Source organism: Pseudomonas sp. D47, from assembly GCF_045447305.1.
In the GTDB taxonomy this organism is placed as follows: Bacteria; Pseudomonadota; Gammaproteobacteria; order Pseudomonadales; family Pseudomonadaceae; genus Aquipseudomonas.
This window is the reverse complement of the sequence record NZ_JBJGXU010000001.1, coordinates 440,452-454,478: the sequence shown is the minus strand read 5'-3', so window position 1 is coordinate 454,478 and position 14,027 is coordinate 440,452. Positions and strand designations below refer to the sequence as shown.

General features: G+C 61.4%; 14 protein-coding genes. 3 read left to right on the top strand and 11 right to left on the bottom strand.

All coding sequences use genetic code 11. From position 1 onward, the window contains the following. Nucleotides 1-79: 79 nt before the first annotated feature. Entirely contained in the window at nt 80-1,003 is a 924-nt protein-coding gene (tagQ, locus tag ACI77I_RS02135; RefSeq protein ID WP_094948696.1) for a type VI secretion system-associated lipoprotein TagQ, read from the top strand. A 124-nt stretch (nt 1,004-1,127) separates the two neighbouring features. Further along, nucleotides 1,128-1,508 (top strand): helicase, encoded by a 381-nt coding sequence (locus ACI77I_RS02130; protein WP_094948697.1) that lies wholly within the window; start codon nt 1,128-1,130, stop codon nt 1,506-1,508. A 141-nt stretch (nt 1,509-1,649) separates the two neighbouring features. On the opposite strand, the gene ACI77I_RS02125 is transcribed toward ACI77I_RS02130, so the two are convergent. From ACI77I_RS02125 to exbB, 6 genes are all read right to left on the bottom strand, one after another. Continuing rightward, nucleotides 1,650-3,044, bottom strand: coding sequence for an aminoacyl-tRNA deacylase and HDOD domain-containing protein (locus ACI77I_RS02125; protein WP_242153488.1), 1,395 nt, complete (start codon nt 3,042-3,044; stop codon nt 1,650-1,652). 77 nt (nt 3,045-3,121) lie between these two features. Then, nucleotides 3,122-5,197 carry an ATP-dependent DNA helicase RecG gene (recG, locus tag ACI77I_RS02120; protein WP_406996866.1) on the bottom strand — a complete coding sequence of 692 codons (2,076 nt, stop codon included), beginning with the start codon at nt 5,195-5,197 and terminating at the stop codon, nt 3,122-3,124. An 8-nt stretch (nt 5,198-5,205) separates the two neighbouring features. After that, a complete protein-coding gene (locus ACI77I_RS02115) occupies nt 5,206-6,126 on the bottom strand; it encodes a LysR substrate-binding domain-containing protein (RefSeq protein ID WP_406996865.1) in 921 nt (306 codons plus the stop codon). 142 nt (nt 6,127-6,268) lie between these two features. Beyond that, the gene (locus ACI77I_RS02110) at nt 6,269-7,018 is read right to left on the bottom strand and encodes an energy transducer TonB (RefSeq protein WP_094948700.1); all 750 of its coding nucleotides are present in this window, start codon (nt 7,016-7,018) and stop codon (nt 6,269-6,271) included. Continuing rightward, nucleotides 7,015-7,440 carry a TonB system transport protein ExbD gene (exbD, locus tag ACI77I_RS02105; protein WP_094948701.1) on the bottom strand — a complete coding sequence of 142 codons (426 nt, stop codon included), beginning with the start codon at nt 7,438-7,440 and terminating at the stop codon, nt 7,015-7,017. The genes ACI77I_RS02110 and exbD overlap by 4 nt, the downstream gene beginning before the upstream one ends. A gap of 6 nt (nt 7,441-7,446) precedes the next feature. Beyond that, nucleotides 7,447-8,427, bottom strand: coding sequence for a tonB-system energizer ExbB (gene exbB / locus ACI77I_RS02100; protein ID WP_094948702.1), 981 nt, complete (start codon nt 8,425-8,427; stop codon nt 7,447-7,449). A 188-nt stretch (nt 8,428-8,615) separates the two neighbouring features. Between exbB and ACI77I_RS02095 the strand changes: the two genes are divergently transcribed. Beyond that, on the top strand, nt 8,616-9,467 hold the full coding sequence (locus tag ACI77I_RS02095) for an SDR family oxidoreductase (RefSeq protein ID WP_094948703.1): 852 nt from the start codon (nt 8,616-8,618) through the stop codon (nt 9,465-9,467). A 123-nt stretch (nt 9,468-9,590) separates the two neighbouring features. Here ACI77I_RS02095 and ACI77I_RS02090 read toward each other — a convergent pair whose 3' ends face one another. From ACI77I_RS02090 to gmk, 5 genes are all read right to left on the bottom strand, one after another. After that, the gene (locus ACI77I_RS02090; protein ID WP_094948704.1) at nt 9,591-10,334 is read right to left on the bottom strand and encodes a hypothetical protein; all 744 of its coding nucleotides are present in this window, start codon (nt 10,332-10,334) and stop codon (nt 9,591-9,593) included. A 56-nt stretch (nt 10,335-10,390) separates the two neighbouring features. After that, nucleotides 10,391-10,771 carry a RidA family protein gene (locus ACI77I_RS02085; protein WP_003176922.1) on the bottom strand — a complete coding sequence of 127 codons (381 nt, stop codon included), beginning with the start codon at nt 10,769-10,771 and terminating at the stop codon, nt 10,391-10,393. Nucleotides 10,772-10,809: 38 nt separating this feature from the next. Beyond that, the gene (gene spoT / locus ACI77I_RS02080) at nt 10,810-12,915 is read right to left on the bottom strand and encodes a bifunctional GTP diphosphokinase/guanosine-3',5'-bis pyrophosphate 3'-pyrophosphohydrolase (RefSeq protein ID WP_017735756.1); all 2,106 of its coding nucleotides are present in this window, start codon (nt 12,913-12,915) and stop codon (nt 10,810-10,812) included. Between the two features lie 60 nt (nt 12,916-12,975). Next, on the bottom strand, nt 12,976-13,239 hold the full coding sequence (gene rpoZ, locus ACI77I_RS02075; protein WP_003176920.1) for a DNA-directed RNA polymerase subunit omega: 264 nt from the start codon (nt 13,237-13,239) through the stop codon (nt 12,976-12,978). A gap of 167 nt (nt 13,240-13,406) precedes the next feature. Beyond that, entirely contained in the window at nt 13,407-14,027 is a 621-nt protein-coding gene (gmk, locus tag ACI77I_RS02070) for a guanylate kinase (protein WP_010168203.1), read from the bottom strand.

Below are 14,027 nucleotides of genomic sequence, written 5' to 3'. Positions count from 1 at the left end.
GGTTGTATGGCGAGCTTGGAAGGGACTCAGACGGCGGTGGGCCGTGCTGGGCAAGTCAAACTTAAAAGAGAACACACCTATGCTTTTTTCCCGTAAGGCGGTTTCCAAGCGTCACCTGCTGCTGATCGCGGCCGGTTTCAGCACCGTGTTAACTGGCTGCGCCACGTCGCCGTCCTCCAAGGTCGCGTCGAGCACCAAGGTCGAGTACTACCCGAACTGCTACGAGCCGGTGCAGCACCTGCGCGCGACGGATTCGGACATGACCAAATCGGTCGTCACCGGCGCGGCCCTCGGCGCGGCCGGCGGTGCACTGCTGGGCGCGCTGACTGGCGACTCCGAAAAGCGCGGCCGTAACGCTGCCATCGGTGCCGCGGGCGGCGCCTTGGCTGGCGGTGCGGCGGGTTACTACACCGAGCGTCAGAAGCAGATCAGCGATGACAACCAGCGCATTGCGTCGTACTCCGCGGACTTCAACAAGAGCGCTTCCGACATCGACCGCAGCACCGCGTACGCCAAGGCGTCCCAGCAGTGCTACCAGAGCGCGTTCACCAAGCTGGTTGCCGACCGCAAAGCCAAAGCCGTCAACGACACTGAAGGCCGCAAGCGCCTGGCGGAAATCGTAGCGGGCTTGAAGGAATCCAATGACCTGATCGTTGCGGTCAACGGCAAAGCCAGCGAAGACCTGAACAACTACACCCAGGCTTACGAGAAAGACCTGCAACAAGTGGGTGTGCAGCGCAACGACGTGGTGACGGTAGCGACCGCCGACACGACGCCGCCGGTGGTGCCGGCCAAAGGCAAAAAACCCGTAAAACCAGCGAAGAAGGCATCGCTGCCAACCGTGCCGAAAGAAGCGGTGACTACCGAGAAGAGCATTCGGACGGTCCAGGCCAAGCAAGCTGAAAGCAAGCAGGTCGCCAGCGCGGGTAAAGCGCAGATCGAAGGCACCTGCCGCGATCCAAACCTGGCCGACTGGGCGCCGGTGCCTTGCCCTAACGTTTAAGCAAGATGCTGCTATAAGCGTTAAACGCCAGCCGATCTCCCGCTAAAGCGCGAGATCGGTGGCGTTCTATAGGCAAATTGTTACACTGCTGCGGCCACTTAATAATGATACCGAGGCCGCGTGCATGAAATTTCGTCTTCTGCTGTGGGTGCTTGGCCTGATGATGGGCAAAGCCAGCCGCACCAACCCTGCTTTCCAGCAACAGCTGGGTGACAAAGACCTGGCGTTCCAGTTGCAAACCCTCGACGGCAAAGTTGCCCGTCACTTCATCGTCAAAGACCAGCGCATCACCAGCCGCTCAGGTGTTCACCCGGAGCCTGCGTTTGCTATCGCCTTCAAAGATGCCGCCTACGGCTTCGCCACGATGCAGGCGAAGAACAAGCAATTGGCGTTCATGACGGGGATTCAAGACAAGTCGATCCAGATCAAGGGCAACCCGGCGCTGGTGATCTGGTTCCAGGGGCTGACCAAATATTTGAAACCGAAGAAAAAGAAGAAGGCCTGAAGGGTTTCTTCAGTTGTACCGAGTTGAATTCATCGCGGGCAAGCCAGCTCCCACCGTTGACTGCATTCCACCGTTGGAACTCGGTCAAAGGTGGGCGCTGGCTGGCCTGCGATAGCGGTGTAACAGGCGACCGATTTACCCTTAGTTGAACTGCGATGCCAATTCGCGCAACAGCACCTCGGCATCCAACACCTTGGCGACCACTTCCTCAGCCTTCTCACGGCTCAACCCCAGACGCTCCAGCAGCGCATCGGGAATCGGCTCATCCGGCCCCGAGCCAATGCCACGGCTGCGTAGCAAGCGCACCGACAAGCACACCAGGTTCGGATATTCAGCATATTGCCCGTCATAGGTCGGGTCGTGCTGGAAGCGTAGGGCGGTGGACAGTTCGTCCGGCATGTCCCAGTAGCGCATCAGCCAGGCGCCGATCTGCTCGCGGCTGATGCCCAGCAAGTGTTGCTCGACATAGCTGTGGCACAGGTGCGGGTTGACCTCCAGGTGACGGCAGATCAGCGAGAAGTGCGGCGGGAATACGTGGGCCAGCAGCAGGTAACCGAAGTTGTGCAGCAAGCCGGCCAGGTACGTCAGGCCGGCTTCCGGGCGCTGGGCGCGCGGCATGGCGCGGGTCAGGCCTTCGATCACCGCGGCGGTGTAGATCGACTGGTGCCAATACGGCGTGGCTTGGTGCGGGTGGTCTTTGGGCAGGCTCAGGGTTTTACCCAAGGCCAGGCCCAGCGCCAGGTTGATCACCAGATCAAAGCCCAGCACGCGCACGATGGCGTCTTCCACTGAGCGAATCTTGCCCGGTGAGGCGTAGTACGGCGACGCAGCCCAGCTCACCACTTGGGCGGCCAGGGCCGGGTCGGTTTCCACCACTCCGGTGATGTCATCGATGGTGGCGTTGGGATCGACGCGCAGCTTGATGATCTTCTGCGCTGTGTCGGCCAGCGGGGGAATCTCGATGGTGGCTTCCAGGCGCTGCTGGATGCGGCGGGCAGTGAATGCCTGCATCGCTTGGGTGATTTCCTCGCGGTCATCATTGGGGCGGTCGAGGTTGGGGCGGATGTTGCTCAACGGCTCGCCGAACTGCGCGGCGCTGGCCTTGGTGAGCATGGTCTTGAAGTCGCCGCTGGCGATTTCCAGCAGCAACCCGGCTTCGCCCGAATGCACCAGCAGGCTCGGCTCGCTGAGCAGGCTGCCTTCGTACAGGCAAGGCGAGCTGGTCAGCGCCGGCAGGCCCGGCAGCAGGTTCAGGTCATGCTTGGCCAGCATGCGCTCGACGCGGTCCGGCGACACGGCCGTGAGGCGGCGACCGGTGAGTTCGGCGAGACGGTTGAGGTCGAGCAACTGGCTCTGCGGGAACAGCACCATGAGTGCGCCAACGGCATCTTCCAACAGCACTGCCTGGATCTTTCGAGCGGGATTCAGGCCGGCGTGTTCCGTCACTTCCGTGTAGGGGATGGCGAGCTTTGCGAGCAGAGCCCGAATGACCGGCGGGGTGGTCAGTGGGGCTGTGGCGAGGGCTACTTCTGACATGGCCTGATCCAATTTCGTACAGTCACCGAAGTATAACCAGCTTGTTACATGTGTTGGTCGGATAAGTGAGGCAGGCGTCACACTTGGCCGTATTGCTGCCCATGCCGTAGCCAACGATCGAGCAACGGGCTGACGTGATCCGGCCAGCGCTCAAGCAGCGCCTGCGCCGCATCACGCACGGCGGGCAGCAGGTCGGCGTCACGCATCAGGTCGGCGACCTTGAATTGCAGCAGGCCGGTCTGGCGGGTGCCGAGCATTTCGCCAGGGCCGCGCAGTTCGAGGTCTTTTTCGGCGATGATAAAACCGTCGTTGGTTTCGCGCATGATGCCCAGTCGCTGACGACCGATCTGCGACAGCGGCGGATGGTAGAGCAGTACGCAATGGCTGGCGGCGCTGCCCCGGCCGACGCGGCCGCGCAATTGGTGCAGTTGCGCGAGGCCCAGACGCTCGGGGTTTTCGATGATCATCAGGCTCGCGTTGGGCACGTCCACACCCACTTCGATCACTGTGGTGGCGACCAGCAGTTGCAGGTTACCGGCTTTGAATTCGGCCATCACTGCGGCTTTTTCCGCCGGCTTCATGCGGCCGTGGATCAGCCCGACCTTGAGTTCGCCCAAGGCACTGGTGAGGTCTTCAAACGTGGTTTCGGCGGCTTGGCAGGTTAGCTCTTCGGACTCTTCAATCAGCGTGCACACCCAGTACGCCTGACGGCCTTCGGCGCAGGCACCGCGCACGCGCTCGATCACTTCCACGCGGCGGGTGTCGGTGACCAGCACGGTGTTGACCGGCGTACGGCCGGGCGGCAGCTCATCGAGGATCGAGGTGTCGAGGTCGGCGTAGGCGCTCATGGCCAGGGTGCGAGGGATCGGCGTGGCGGTCATGATCAACTGGTGAGGGTTCATGCGCCCACCCACACCTTTCTGGCGCAAGGCCAGGCGCTGTTGCACGCCGAAGCGGTGCTGTTCGTCGATGATCACCAGCGCGAGGTTCTTGAACTGCACTTCGTCTTGGAACAGCGCGTGGGTGCCCACCACCATCGGTGCGCCATTGGCGATCTGTTCCAGCGCTGCTGCACGGACCTTGCCCTTGAGCTTGCCGGCCAGCCACGCCACTTCCAGGCCCAGCGGTTCAAGCCAGCGCTTGAAGGTGATGAAGTGCTGCTCGGCGAGAATTTCGGTAGGCGCCATCAGCGCCACTTGGTAACCGGCTTCCAGCGCCTGCAAGGCGGCGAGGGCGGCGACCACGGTTTTGCCGGCGCCCACGTCACCCTGGATCAGGCGCAGCATCGGTTCTTTCTGGCTGAGGTCGTAGGCGATTTCATTGCCGACCCGCTGCTGGGCACCGGTCGGCGCAAAGCCCAGGTTGGCCAGGTATTGCGCTGGCAGGCGCGTGGCCTTGGGCATCGCCGGCGCACGCAGGGAACGCATGCTTTCGCGCAGGCGCTGCTGAGACAGTTGATGAGTCAGCAGTTCTTCGAAGGCCAGGCGATGCTGAGCCCAGTGATGACCCAAGGCCAGTTCGTCGACATCGGCGTCGGCGGGTGGGTTATGCAGGTAGCGGATTGCATCGTCCAGGGGCGCCAGTTGGTAGTCGCGGGCCAGTTCCACTGGCAGCCAGTCGGGCAGGCTTTTCGGGCCGAGCATCGTCAGGGTCTGCATGCACAGCTGGCGCAGGCGCTGCTGGGTCAGGCCTTCGGTCAGTGGGTAAATGGGCGTGAGCGTGGTGTCCACCGGTGGCGGCTCGTCGCCGGTGATGGCGCGGTACTCCGGGTGGTAGATTTCCAGGCCCGACGCGCCAGGTCGCGCTTCACCGTAGCAACGCACGCGGGTGCCACGCTTGAGGCCTTCCTTTTGCGCATTGCTGAAATGGTAAAAGCGCAGGCTCAGGCCACCGGTGCCGTCTTGCAGGCGCACCACCAAACTGCGGCGTTTGCCCATCACCACATCGGCGCCACTGACGGTGCCTTCGACCACCGCGTCCTGCCCAGGGCGCAGATGGCCGATGGGCACTACGCGCGTGCGGTCCTGATAGCGCAGGGGCAGGTGGAACAGCACGTCCTGGAGGTTCTCCAGGCCGACCTTGGCCAGCTTCTCGGCCATGGCTTCACCGACACCCTTGAGTGCGGTCACCGACACCTGCGACAACTCGGTCATACGTTTACTTAGCTCGCAGCGGGCGGCTTGGCCACCGAGCACAGGCGGATCGAGTCACCGAGGATCTCAATGGTTTTCGGGCGTGGAAAGCTGGCGCGCCAGGCAATCGCCACGGTACGGAACGGCACCGGGGGCGTGAGTGGGCGCACTTCGATCACGCCGGGGGCGTAGTGGTGGCTGTCCACTGCCGACAGCGGCAGGATTGAAATACCCAGGCCGGACGCGACCATGTGGCGAATGGTTTCCAGGGAGCTGGATTCAACCGTGGTGTGTTTGGCGCCGTCGTTGCCCTTGGTCAGGGTCGGGCAGGCTTCCAATACCTGGTCACGGAAGCAGTGACCTTCGCCGAGCAGCAGCAGGCTCTTGTCATTGAGCAGGCCGGCGTCGATGGTGTCTTTTTGCGTCCACGGGTGGGAAGCCGGCATCAACACGTAGAATGGCTCGTCGTAGAGCGGCAGGGTCAGCACGTCTGCCTCGTTGAAGGGCAGGGCGATGATGATTGCGTCCAACTCACCGTTGCGCAGTTTGTCGCGCAGTACGTGGGTGAAGTTTTCTTCGATATACAGCGGCATCTGCGGCGCGACGCGGTGCAGTTGCGGGATCAGGTGCGGGAACAAGTACGGGCCGACGGTGTAGATGGCGCCGACTTTCAACGGTGCGGTCAGCTGGTTCTTGCCGGCCTGGGCCAGCTCGCGAATGCTTTGGGCTTGTTCCAGGACCTTCTGGGCCTGGGCAACGATGCCTTCGCCTACTGGCGTGAGGCGCACGGCGCTCTTGCTGCGCTCGAAAATCAGCACACCGAGTTCGTCTTCAAGCTTTTTCACACCCACCGACAGCGTCGGCTGGCTGACATGGCAACGCTCGGCCGCGTGGCCGAAGTGCTGCTCTTGGGCGAGGGTCACGATGTAGCGTAATTCTGTAAGAGTCATAGCGGGCGTCCATGAGGTTGCGAGCCAAGCATACCGGCTGCAATCGATAGACGCACGTTATCAGAACTTTGGTGGGGATTGAGCGGGGAGTGTGGGAGATTTTGCAGAAGGTGGTGAGGGTTGCCCCTCACCATTCTCATTTTTAGCGGCGGCGCTTCTCGATGTTGTAAACAAACGGCGCGACGATTTCGACGCTGCCGCCTTTCAACATGTCGGCCGGTGGCTTGGGCAATGGCTGGGCACGACGGATCATGTCCAGGGTTGCGCGGTCCAGGTCGGCGTTGCCGGAGCGGCCCACCAGCTCGTAGGACAGCACGTTGCCTTCTGCATCGACCACAAAGCGCAGGCGGTTCAGGCCTTCCTTGCCCCGCTGTTGGGCGCCTGGCGGGTACTTCTTGTACTTCGCCAAGTGCGCCAGCAGGGTGCCTTCCCAGGAAGCTTTGGCCGCGACCTGCGCTGGCGATGGGCCGGGCACGGGTTGGGCGGATTTTTCCGCCGGCGCGTTGGTCGGTGGGGTTTCGCTCGGTGGGTCCTCGGAAGGTTTTTCCTTGGGCGGCTCGGGCTTCTTCTCCACAGGCTTGGGCGGCTGCGGTTTGGGTTTGGGCTTGACCGGCTTGGGCACCTGGATCGTTGGTTTAGGCGCCTCGGCCATTTTCGGCAAAGGCAGCTCTTCCACCGGCGCGGGCGGCTGTGGCGGTGTGACCACCTTTGGCGGCGCTGGCGGCGGCGGTGCCGGCATCGGCGCCAGGTCGATGACCATGGCCGCTGGAGGCAACGTCACCTGATGCGGCGCGGACCATTGAAGCGCGATGATGATCGCGACGGCATGCACGCCCAGCACGACGGCGAGGCTGGTGCCATAACGCGTCAGTTTGTGGCGCGTCGTGATCATTTCTTGGCTGCCGTCTCAAGTCCGACCAGGCCGACCTTGAGGTAGCCGGCTGCCCGCAGGGCATCCATCACGCTCATCAGGTCGCCGTAGTCCACGCCCTTGTCGGCCTGGAAGAAGATCGTCGTGTCTTTCTTGCCTTGGGTCTTGGCGTCGAGCACCGGGCCCAGGGTTTCAGCTTTGACTTCTTCTTCGCCCAGGAACAGGCGTTGGTCCGCCTTGACGCTGAGGAAGATCGGTTTCTCCGGCCGCGGCGCAGGCTTGGCGCTGGACGCGGGCAGGTCGACTTTGATGTCCACGGTCGCCAGGGGCGCCGCCACCATGAAGATGATCAGCAGCACCAGCATCACGTCGATAAACGGCGTGACGTTGATTTCGTGGTTCTCGACGAGGTCGTCGTCGCTTTGATTCAAATGCAGGCCCATGGCCGATTACCCCACTTTCACCATGTGCGGTTGCGAGCTGCGCTCGGTAGGCAGGTGATCGAGGTCGCGGCTGACCAGCAGCAGGACTTCTGCCGACGCGTCCGATACCTGGGCTTTATAGCCGGCAATCGAACGGGCGAAGACGTTGTAGATCACCACCGCAGGAATCGCGGCAACCAGGCCCAGGGCGGTTGCCAGCAGGGCTTCGGCGATGCCTGGGGCAACGACGGCGAGGTTGGTGGTCTGGGTTTTGGCGATGCCGATAAAGCTGTTCATGATGCCCCACACGGTGCCGAACAGGCCGACGAACGGCGCGGTGGAACCGATGGTGGCCAGCACACCGGTGCCGCTGCTCATGTTACGACCGCAGGCTGCAACCAGGCGCTCCAGGCGGAAGCTGACGCGTTCCTTGATGCCTTCTTTTTCGCGGGTGTTGGCCGACAGGCGCATTTCTTCAAGCGCGTCGTGTACCAGCAGGTTGGCCAGAGTGCCCTTCTTGGTCGCGGTGTCGCTGGCTTCCTTGAGGGTGGTGGCTTTTTTCAGGTGGACGATTTCAGTGCGCAGGCGACGTTTGGCGCCCAGCAGCTCGAAGCCTTTGCCGATCCAGATGGTCCAGGTAATGATCGAGGCGATAGCCAGGCCGATCATCACGGCTTTCACCACCACGTCGGCATTCTGATACATGCCCCATGGCGACAGGTCGTGTGCCATGCCCAGGCTGTTGTCTTCTTCCAGCACTACGCCGGATTCGTCAGCGGGTGCAGGATCAGCAGCCTGAGCCGGGTCGGTAGCAACCGGTGTGGCAGCAGGAGCCGCCGGGGTTGCAGCGTTCTGCTCAGCAGCAGCCGGAGCGGCTGGGGCGGTAGCGTCAGCGAATGCGGCGGTCGGTGCCAGCATTACGCTGAACAGCAGCGCAGCAATCGCACGCCAGGCGCGGGATGGGCTGTGAAGCTTGGTTGGCGAAGCGGGTTTTGTATGACGTGTCATGCTGGCCGGACCTAAGAGAAAAAATGAGTGATCGTCCTGCCAGACCCTGTTGGGTCGAGGACAAATGGGAGGTTATTATTGCAAGTAATTCTTGTTAACAAAAGTAATACAGTTACTTTATTTGTCCTTTTCCTGGCCGCAGGTCATCTGCGAAGGCTAATCTAGACCTTTGAGAACGGAGTTTTATGATGTCTGCGCCTTCTGTTGTAATTGCCGGTTGCGGCGATGTGGGTAGTCGGCTGGCTAGCCAATTACTGGCCTCGGAATGGGAGGTTCACGGGTTGCGGCGGGACATTTCGCGCCTGCCCGACGGCGTGATCGGCATCGCTGGCGACTTGTTCAAAAAGGATTGCCCTGACACCTGGCCGATTGGCGGGGTGGATTACCTGGTGTATTGCGCCGCCGCCACCGACCACGATGAGGCCGGCTATCGCGCGGCTTACGTGCAAGGGTTGCAGCATGTGTTGGAGTGGTTGAACGATTACGGTCAGGAACCCAAACATTTGCTGTTTGTGTCCAGCAGCAGTGTGTATGGCCAGCAGCATGGTGAGTGGGTCGATGAAACGTCCGACACCCAGGCGAAAGGCTATTCCGGCCAGGTGATGCTGGAAGCTGAGCAAGTGGCCCTCAACAGCGGCATTCCGGCGAGCATCGTGCGGTTGACCGGAATCTACGGCCCCGGCCGCGAATGGCTGTTGACCCAAGTGCGCCAAGGCTATCGCGTGGCGGTTGATCCACCTTTATACGGCAACCGGATTCACGCGGATGACGCAGCGGGCTTGCTGGCCTTTTTGCTGCGGCATGTGGAGCAGGGCGGTTCGCTGGATAAGGTCTACATCGGCGTGGACGATGCGCCTGCGCCATTGGCGGAGGTGGTGGGCTGGTTGCGCGACTACCTGGGCGTGACTGAGTGGGCTGACGACGCCAGCGTGCGTCGGGCGGGCAGTAAACAATGCAGCAATGCCCGAGCCAAAGCGTTGGGCTGGGTACCGACGTATCCGACCTATCGCGAAGGGTATGCGGCGATATTGAAAGGCTGAAACGCAGTTAAAAAATGTGGGAGCTGGCTTGCCTGCGATGACGGTGTCACATCCAACACGGTGTGACCGATACACCACTATCGCAGGCAAGCCAGCTCCCACATTCAGATCTGCGTCATGCGGTTATTTCTTTTCCAGCAACCACTGCCGTGGCCCCGGCGTAAACGAAGGCACTTCATCCGTTTGCGCGGTGTTCACCGCCTGGAAAATCTCCAGTTGCTTGCCTTTGCGGGCGAAGATCCACGGGTTGCCCTGACCGTTCAGTTGCAGCCAGATGCTGTCATAGCCGCCGCTCATGGAGGCGCAGTCACCCGCCAGGCACAGCGAGTACCGATCGACACTTGGCAAGCCGGCGACCTTGCCGTCAGCCTGGAACTGTACCGTGGCGCCGTCGCCGGTGCCGTCGGTGATCTTCCAGTCGCCGCCCAAGTAGGCTGCATACAGTGCGCGTTCGAAGTTCGCACCCAGTGGCGCGCCTTCGGGGGCTGGGTCTTTGGCGCGGGCAAACAGTTGCTCAGGCTCATTGTCGTTGGCCACTTGCAGCAGTTGCTTGCCTTTACGCTTGAGTTCAGTGGCGGAGCTGCCGTAGAAATCGACGCTCCAGGCGCCGGGCTTCTCACTGAGCAGCTTGCCTTCGGCGACTTCAAAACCGTTGTAGTAGCGCGCCTGCAAAGCCTTGGTGTTGACCTCCCACTCGAGGTTCGGGCCAAAGGTTTGCAACGCTTCACGCAAAGGGCCGCCCTTGGCTGCCGCGTTGATGGCGGCCTGGTTGATCCAGGTGCCGCTCACATCCAGGTCGGCGGGGTTGCTGGCGCAGCCGCCGAGCAACAGGGCGAGCGTTGATAAGGCTACAAGCGCTTTGCGCATTACGAAATCCTTCTGAAACGAAGTCGGCGCAGCCTGTGAAAGCTGCGCCGGGTGTTTTACTCGATGACCAGAATCGCGTCCATCTCAACCTGTGCGCCCTTTGGCAGGGCGGCAACGCCGATGGCGGCGCGGGCTGGGTACGGCTGTTCGAAGTACTTGCCCATGATCTCGTTGACCTTGGCGAAGTGGCTCAGGTCGGTGAGGAAGATGTTCAGCTTGACGATGTCCTTGAACGAACCGCCGGCAGCTTCGGCAACCGACTTGAGGTTCTCGAAGACCTGTACGGTCTGTGCTTCAAAACCTTCAACCAGTTCCATGGTCTTTGGGTCCAGTGGAATCTGGCCGGACATGTAGACGGTGTTGCCCGCCTTAATCGCCTGGGAGTAAGTGCCGATGGCGGCCGGGGCCTTGTCGCTGGTGATAACAGTCTTGGTCATGTGTGACTCCTTGTAAGAGATGATGACTATTTGAAGCGCTACGCACGCATGCGGGTGATGCGAATCACCCCGGTCAGGGCGCGCAGCTTCTTGATCACGCGGGCCAGGTGCACGCGGTCGTGCACGCTGACGACCAGTTGGACTACGCTGATGCGGCCATCGCGCTCATCCATGCTGATTTTCTCGATATTGCCGTCGGCCGCGTTGACGCTGCTGGCCAGCAGGGCGATCAGGCCGCGCTGGTGCTCCAGCTCAACGCGCAGCTCGACGTTGAATTCGCCAGTCACATCCTTGGCCCAGGAGAGCTGGATGCATTTCTCGGGGTTGTGGCGGATTTCGGTGATATTGCGGCAGTTGTCCAAGTGCACGACCATGCCTTTGCCTGCGGACAGGTGGCCGACAATCGGGTCGCCCGGGATCGGCGTGCAACATTTGGCGTAGCTGAGCACCAGGCCTTCGGTGCCGCGAATTGCCAGCGGGCCTTCGGGGCTTGGCAGCTGTTCGCCTTCGCCAAGCAGGCGGCGGGCGACCACATAGGCCATGCGGTTGCCCAGGCCGATATCTTCCAGCAGGTCTTCGATGGTTTCCTGGCGATACTCGTGGAGCATCGCTTGCACACGCTCGGCCGGGATCTTATCCAGGGCGCTGTCGAAACCGTTGAGCACCTTGTTCAGCAGGCGTTCGCCGAGGCTGATGGATTCGGAGCGGCGTTGCAGCTTCAGGGCATGGCGGATGTGTGTGCGCGCTTTGCCGGTAACCACGAAGTTGAGCCAGGCCGGGTTCGGGCGCGCGCCAGGTGCGCTGACGATCTCGACCGTGGAGCCGCTTTGCAGCGGCTCGGACAGCGGCGCGAGACGACGGTTGATCCGACAGGCGATGCAGCTGTTGCCGACGTCGGTGTGCACGGCGTAGGCAAAGTCGACCGCCGTGGAGCCTTTGGGCAGCTCCATGATCCGGCCTTTGGGCGTGAACACGTAGACCTCGTCCGGGAACAGGTCGATCTTCACGCTTTCGATAAATTCCAGGGAGTTGCCGGCACGTTGCTGCATTTCCAGCACGCCTTTGACCCACTGGCGGGCGCGGGCATGGGTACCTTTTGGCTGCTCGTCGCCGCTGGATTTGTACAGCCAATGGGCAGCGATGCCGTTGTTGGCCATCTCTTCCATTTCCCGCGTGCGGATCTGGATCTCGATTGGCACCCCATGCATACCGAACAGCGTGGTATGCAGCGACTGATAGCCGTTGGCCTTGGGAATCGCGATGTAGTCCTTGAAGCGGCCCGGCAGGGGTTTGTACAAATTATGTACAGCGCCCAGCACGCGGTAGCAGGTATCGACCTTGTCGACGATGATCCGGAACGCGTACACGTCCATGATCTCGTTGAAGGCCCGGCGCTTGCCGCGCATCTTCTTGTAGATGCCGTAGATGTGTTTCTGCCGGCCGCTGACCTCGCCTTCGATCTCGTCGATCGCCAGGCAATGGCTCAGGGACTCTTCGATCTTGTTGACGATTTCCTTGCGGTTGCCCCGGGCGCGTTTGACCGCCTGGTAGATGCGCGCCGAGCGCATCGGGTGCATGGCTTTAAAGCCGAGGTCTTCGAATTCGATACGAATGGCATGCATGCCCAGCCGGTTGGCGATGGGCGCGTAGATTTCCAGGGTTTCCTTGGCGATGCGCCGGCGTTTTTCGCCGGACAGCACTTCCAGCGTGCGCATGTTGTGCAGCCGGTCGGCCAGCTTGACCAGGATCACCCGAATGTCTCGGGCCATGGCCATGGCCATCTTCTGGAAGTTTTCCGCCTGGGCTTCGGCCTTGGTCTCGAAGTTCATCTGGGTCAGTTTGCTGACCCCGTCGACCAGTTCGGCCACGGTTTCGCCAAACTGCGCGCTGAGCGCTTCCTTGGCAATGCCGGTGTCTTCGATCACGTCATGCAGCATCGCGGCCATCAAACTCTGATGGTCCATGTGCATGTCGGCAAGAATATTTGCCACCGCAAGAGGATGCGTGACATACGCCTCGCCACTGCGCCGGCGTTGGCCGTCGTGGGCTTGTTCGGCGTAGAAATACGCTCGGCGGACCAGGTTGACCTGGTCTGGGCCGAGGTAGGTCGATAAGCGATCGGCGAGGGCGTCTATGCTCGGCAAAGGATTAACTCCTGCCGTTGGCTGTGACCCCGCGCCGTGCTACGTCGACCAGGCATAGGCTTAGACGGCCTCGTTGGACTCGTCCTCGAACGCTGCAAACAGCGGTTCGTCTTCAACGATCTCGGCGTTGGCGATGAACTCGTAGCTCATCAGGCCTTCAGCGATTTCACGCAGGGCTACAACGGTAGGCTTGTCGTTTTCCCACTGGACCAGTGGCTCTTTGCCGCCAGTGGCCAGTTGACGGGCACGCTTGGTAGAGAGCATGACCAGCTCAAAGCGGTTATCCACGTGTTCTAGGCAGTCTTCAACGGTTACGCGGGCCATGGTATTCCTCGGAGCGAATGCAAGATGCGCGCTGCCCGGTTGGGCGAGCGGACTAAACAGTTTAAAAAATCACCAGCGTTTAGGGAAGCGCTGATTTTTCCCGTGCCCTCGAAAAACCGCTACAAGTGCCAATGTAAAGCCCTTGCAGCGGTTTTGGGAAGAGCCAATCAGCCGAGCAGTTCGGCGAGTAATTTGCCGAAACGCTGCTGTTGGCGCTTTTGCTGGAGCTGATTGGTGCGGAAAATCGCCTTCAAATCGTCCAAAGCGTGGGCAAAATCGTCATTGATGATCAGGTAGTCGTAGTCGACGTAGTGGCTCATTTCGCTGACGGCTTCACGCATGCGGCCTTCGATGATCTCGTCGCTGTCCTGGCCACGGTTGGTCAGGCGCTGGTGCAAGGCTTCGAGCGACGGCGGCAGGATGAAGATCGAGCGGGCTTTGGGCATCAGCTGACGCACTTGCTCGGCGCCCTGCCAGTCGATTTCCAGGATCAGGTCGTGGCCTTCGTCCAGGGTCTGCTGCAGATGGCTTTGCGAAGTGCCGTAGAGGTTGCCGAAGACTTCGGCGCGCTCGAGGAAGTCGCCGTGCTCGATCATCTTCACGAACTCGGTACGCTCGACGAAGTGATAGTGCACGCCGTTCACCTCACCCGGGCGCATGGCGCGGGTGGTGTGCGAGACCGAGATGCGGATCTGCTCGTCAGCGTCGGTCAGGGCCTTGACCAGGCTGCTCTTGCCCGCGCCCGAAGGGGCGGAAATGATGTAAAGGGTGCCGGTGCTGTGGGTCAT

Bases quoted from the DNA above. Each gene is read 5' to 3' on its own strand.
- ACI77I_RS02115 (WP_406996865.1), bottom strand. From the start codon at position 6,126: ATGACTCTTACAGAATTACGCTACATCGTGACCCTCGCCCAAGAGCAG.
- tagQ (WP_094948696.1), top strand. From the start codon at position 80: ATGCTTTTTTCCCGTAAGGCGGTTTCCAAGCGTCACCTGCTGCTGATC.
- exbB (WP_094948702.1), bottom strand. From the start codon at position 8,427: ATGACACGTCATACAAAACCCGCTTCGCCAACCAAGCTTCACAGCCCA.
- ACI77I_RS02130 (WP_094948697.1), top strand. From the start codon at position 1,128: ATGAAATTTCGTCTTCTGCTGTGGGTGCTTGGCCTGATGATGGGCAAA.
- gmk (WP_010168203.1), bottom strand. From the start codon at position 14,027: ATGACCCACAGCACCGGCACCCTTTACATCATTTCCGCCCCTTCGGGC.
- recG (WP_406996866.1), bottom strand. From the start codon at position 5,197: ATGACCGAGTTGTCGCAGGTGTCGGTGACCGCACTCAAGGGTGTCGGT.
- rpoZ (WP_003176920.1), bottom strand. From the start codon at position 13,239: ATGGCCCGCGTAACCGTTGAAGACTGCCTAGAACACGTGGATAACCGC.
- exbD (WP_094948701.1), bottom strand. From the start codon at position 7,440: ATGGGCCTGCATTTGAATCAAAGCGACGACGACCTCGTCGAGAACCAC.
- ACI77I_RS02110 (WP_094948700.1), bottom strand. From the start codon at position 7,018: ATGATCACGACGCGCCACAAACTGACGCGTTATGGCACCAGCCTCGCC.
- ACI77I_RS02090 (WP_094948704.1), bottom strand. From the start codon at position 10,334: ATGCGCAAAGCGCTTGTAGCCTTATCAACGCTCGCCCTGTTGCTCGGC.
- ACI77I_RS02095 (WP_094948703.1), top strand. From the start codon at position 8,616: ATGTCTGCGCCTTCTGTTGTAATTGCCGGTTGCGGCGATGTGGGTAGT.
- ACI77I_RS02085 (WP_003176922.1), bottom strand. From the start codon at position 10,771: ATGACCAAGACTGTTATCACCAGCGACAAGGCCCCGGCCGCCATCGGC.
- ACI77I_RS02125 (WP_242153488.1), bottom strand. From the start codon at position 3,044: ATGTCAGAAGTAGCCCTCGCCACAGCCCCACTGACCACCCCGCCGGTC.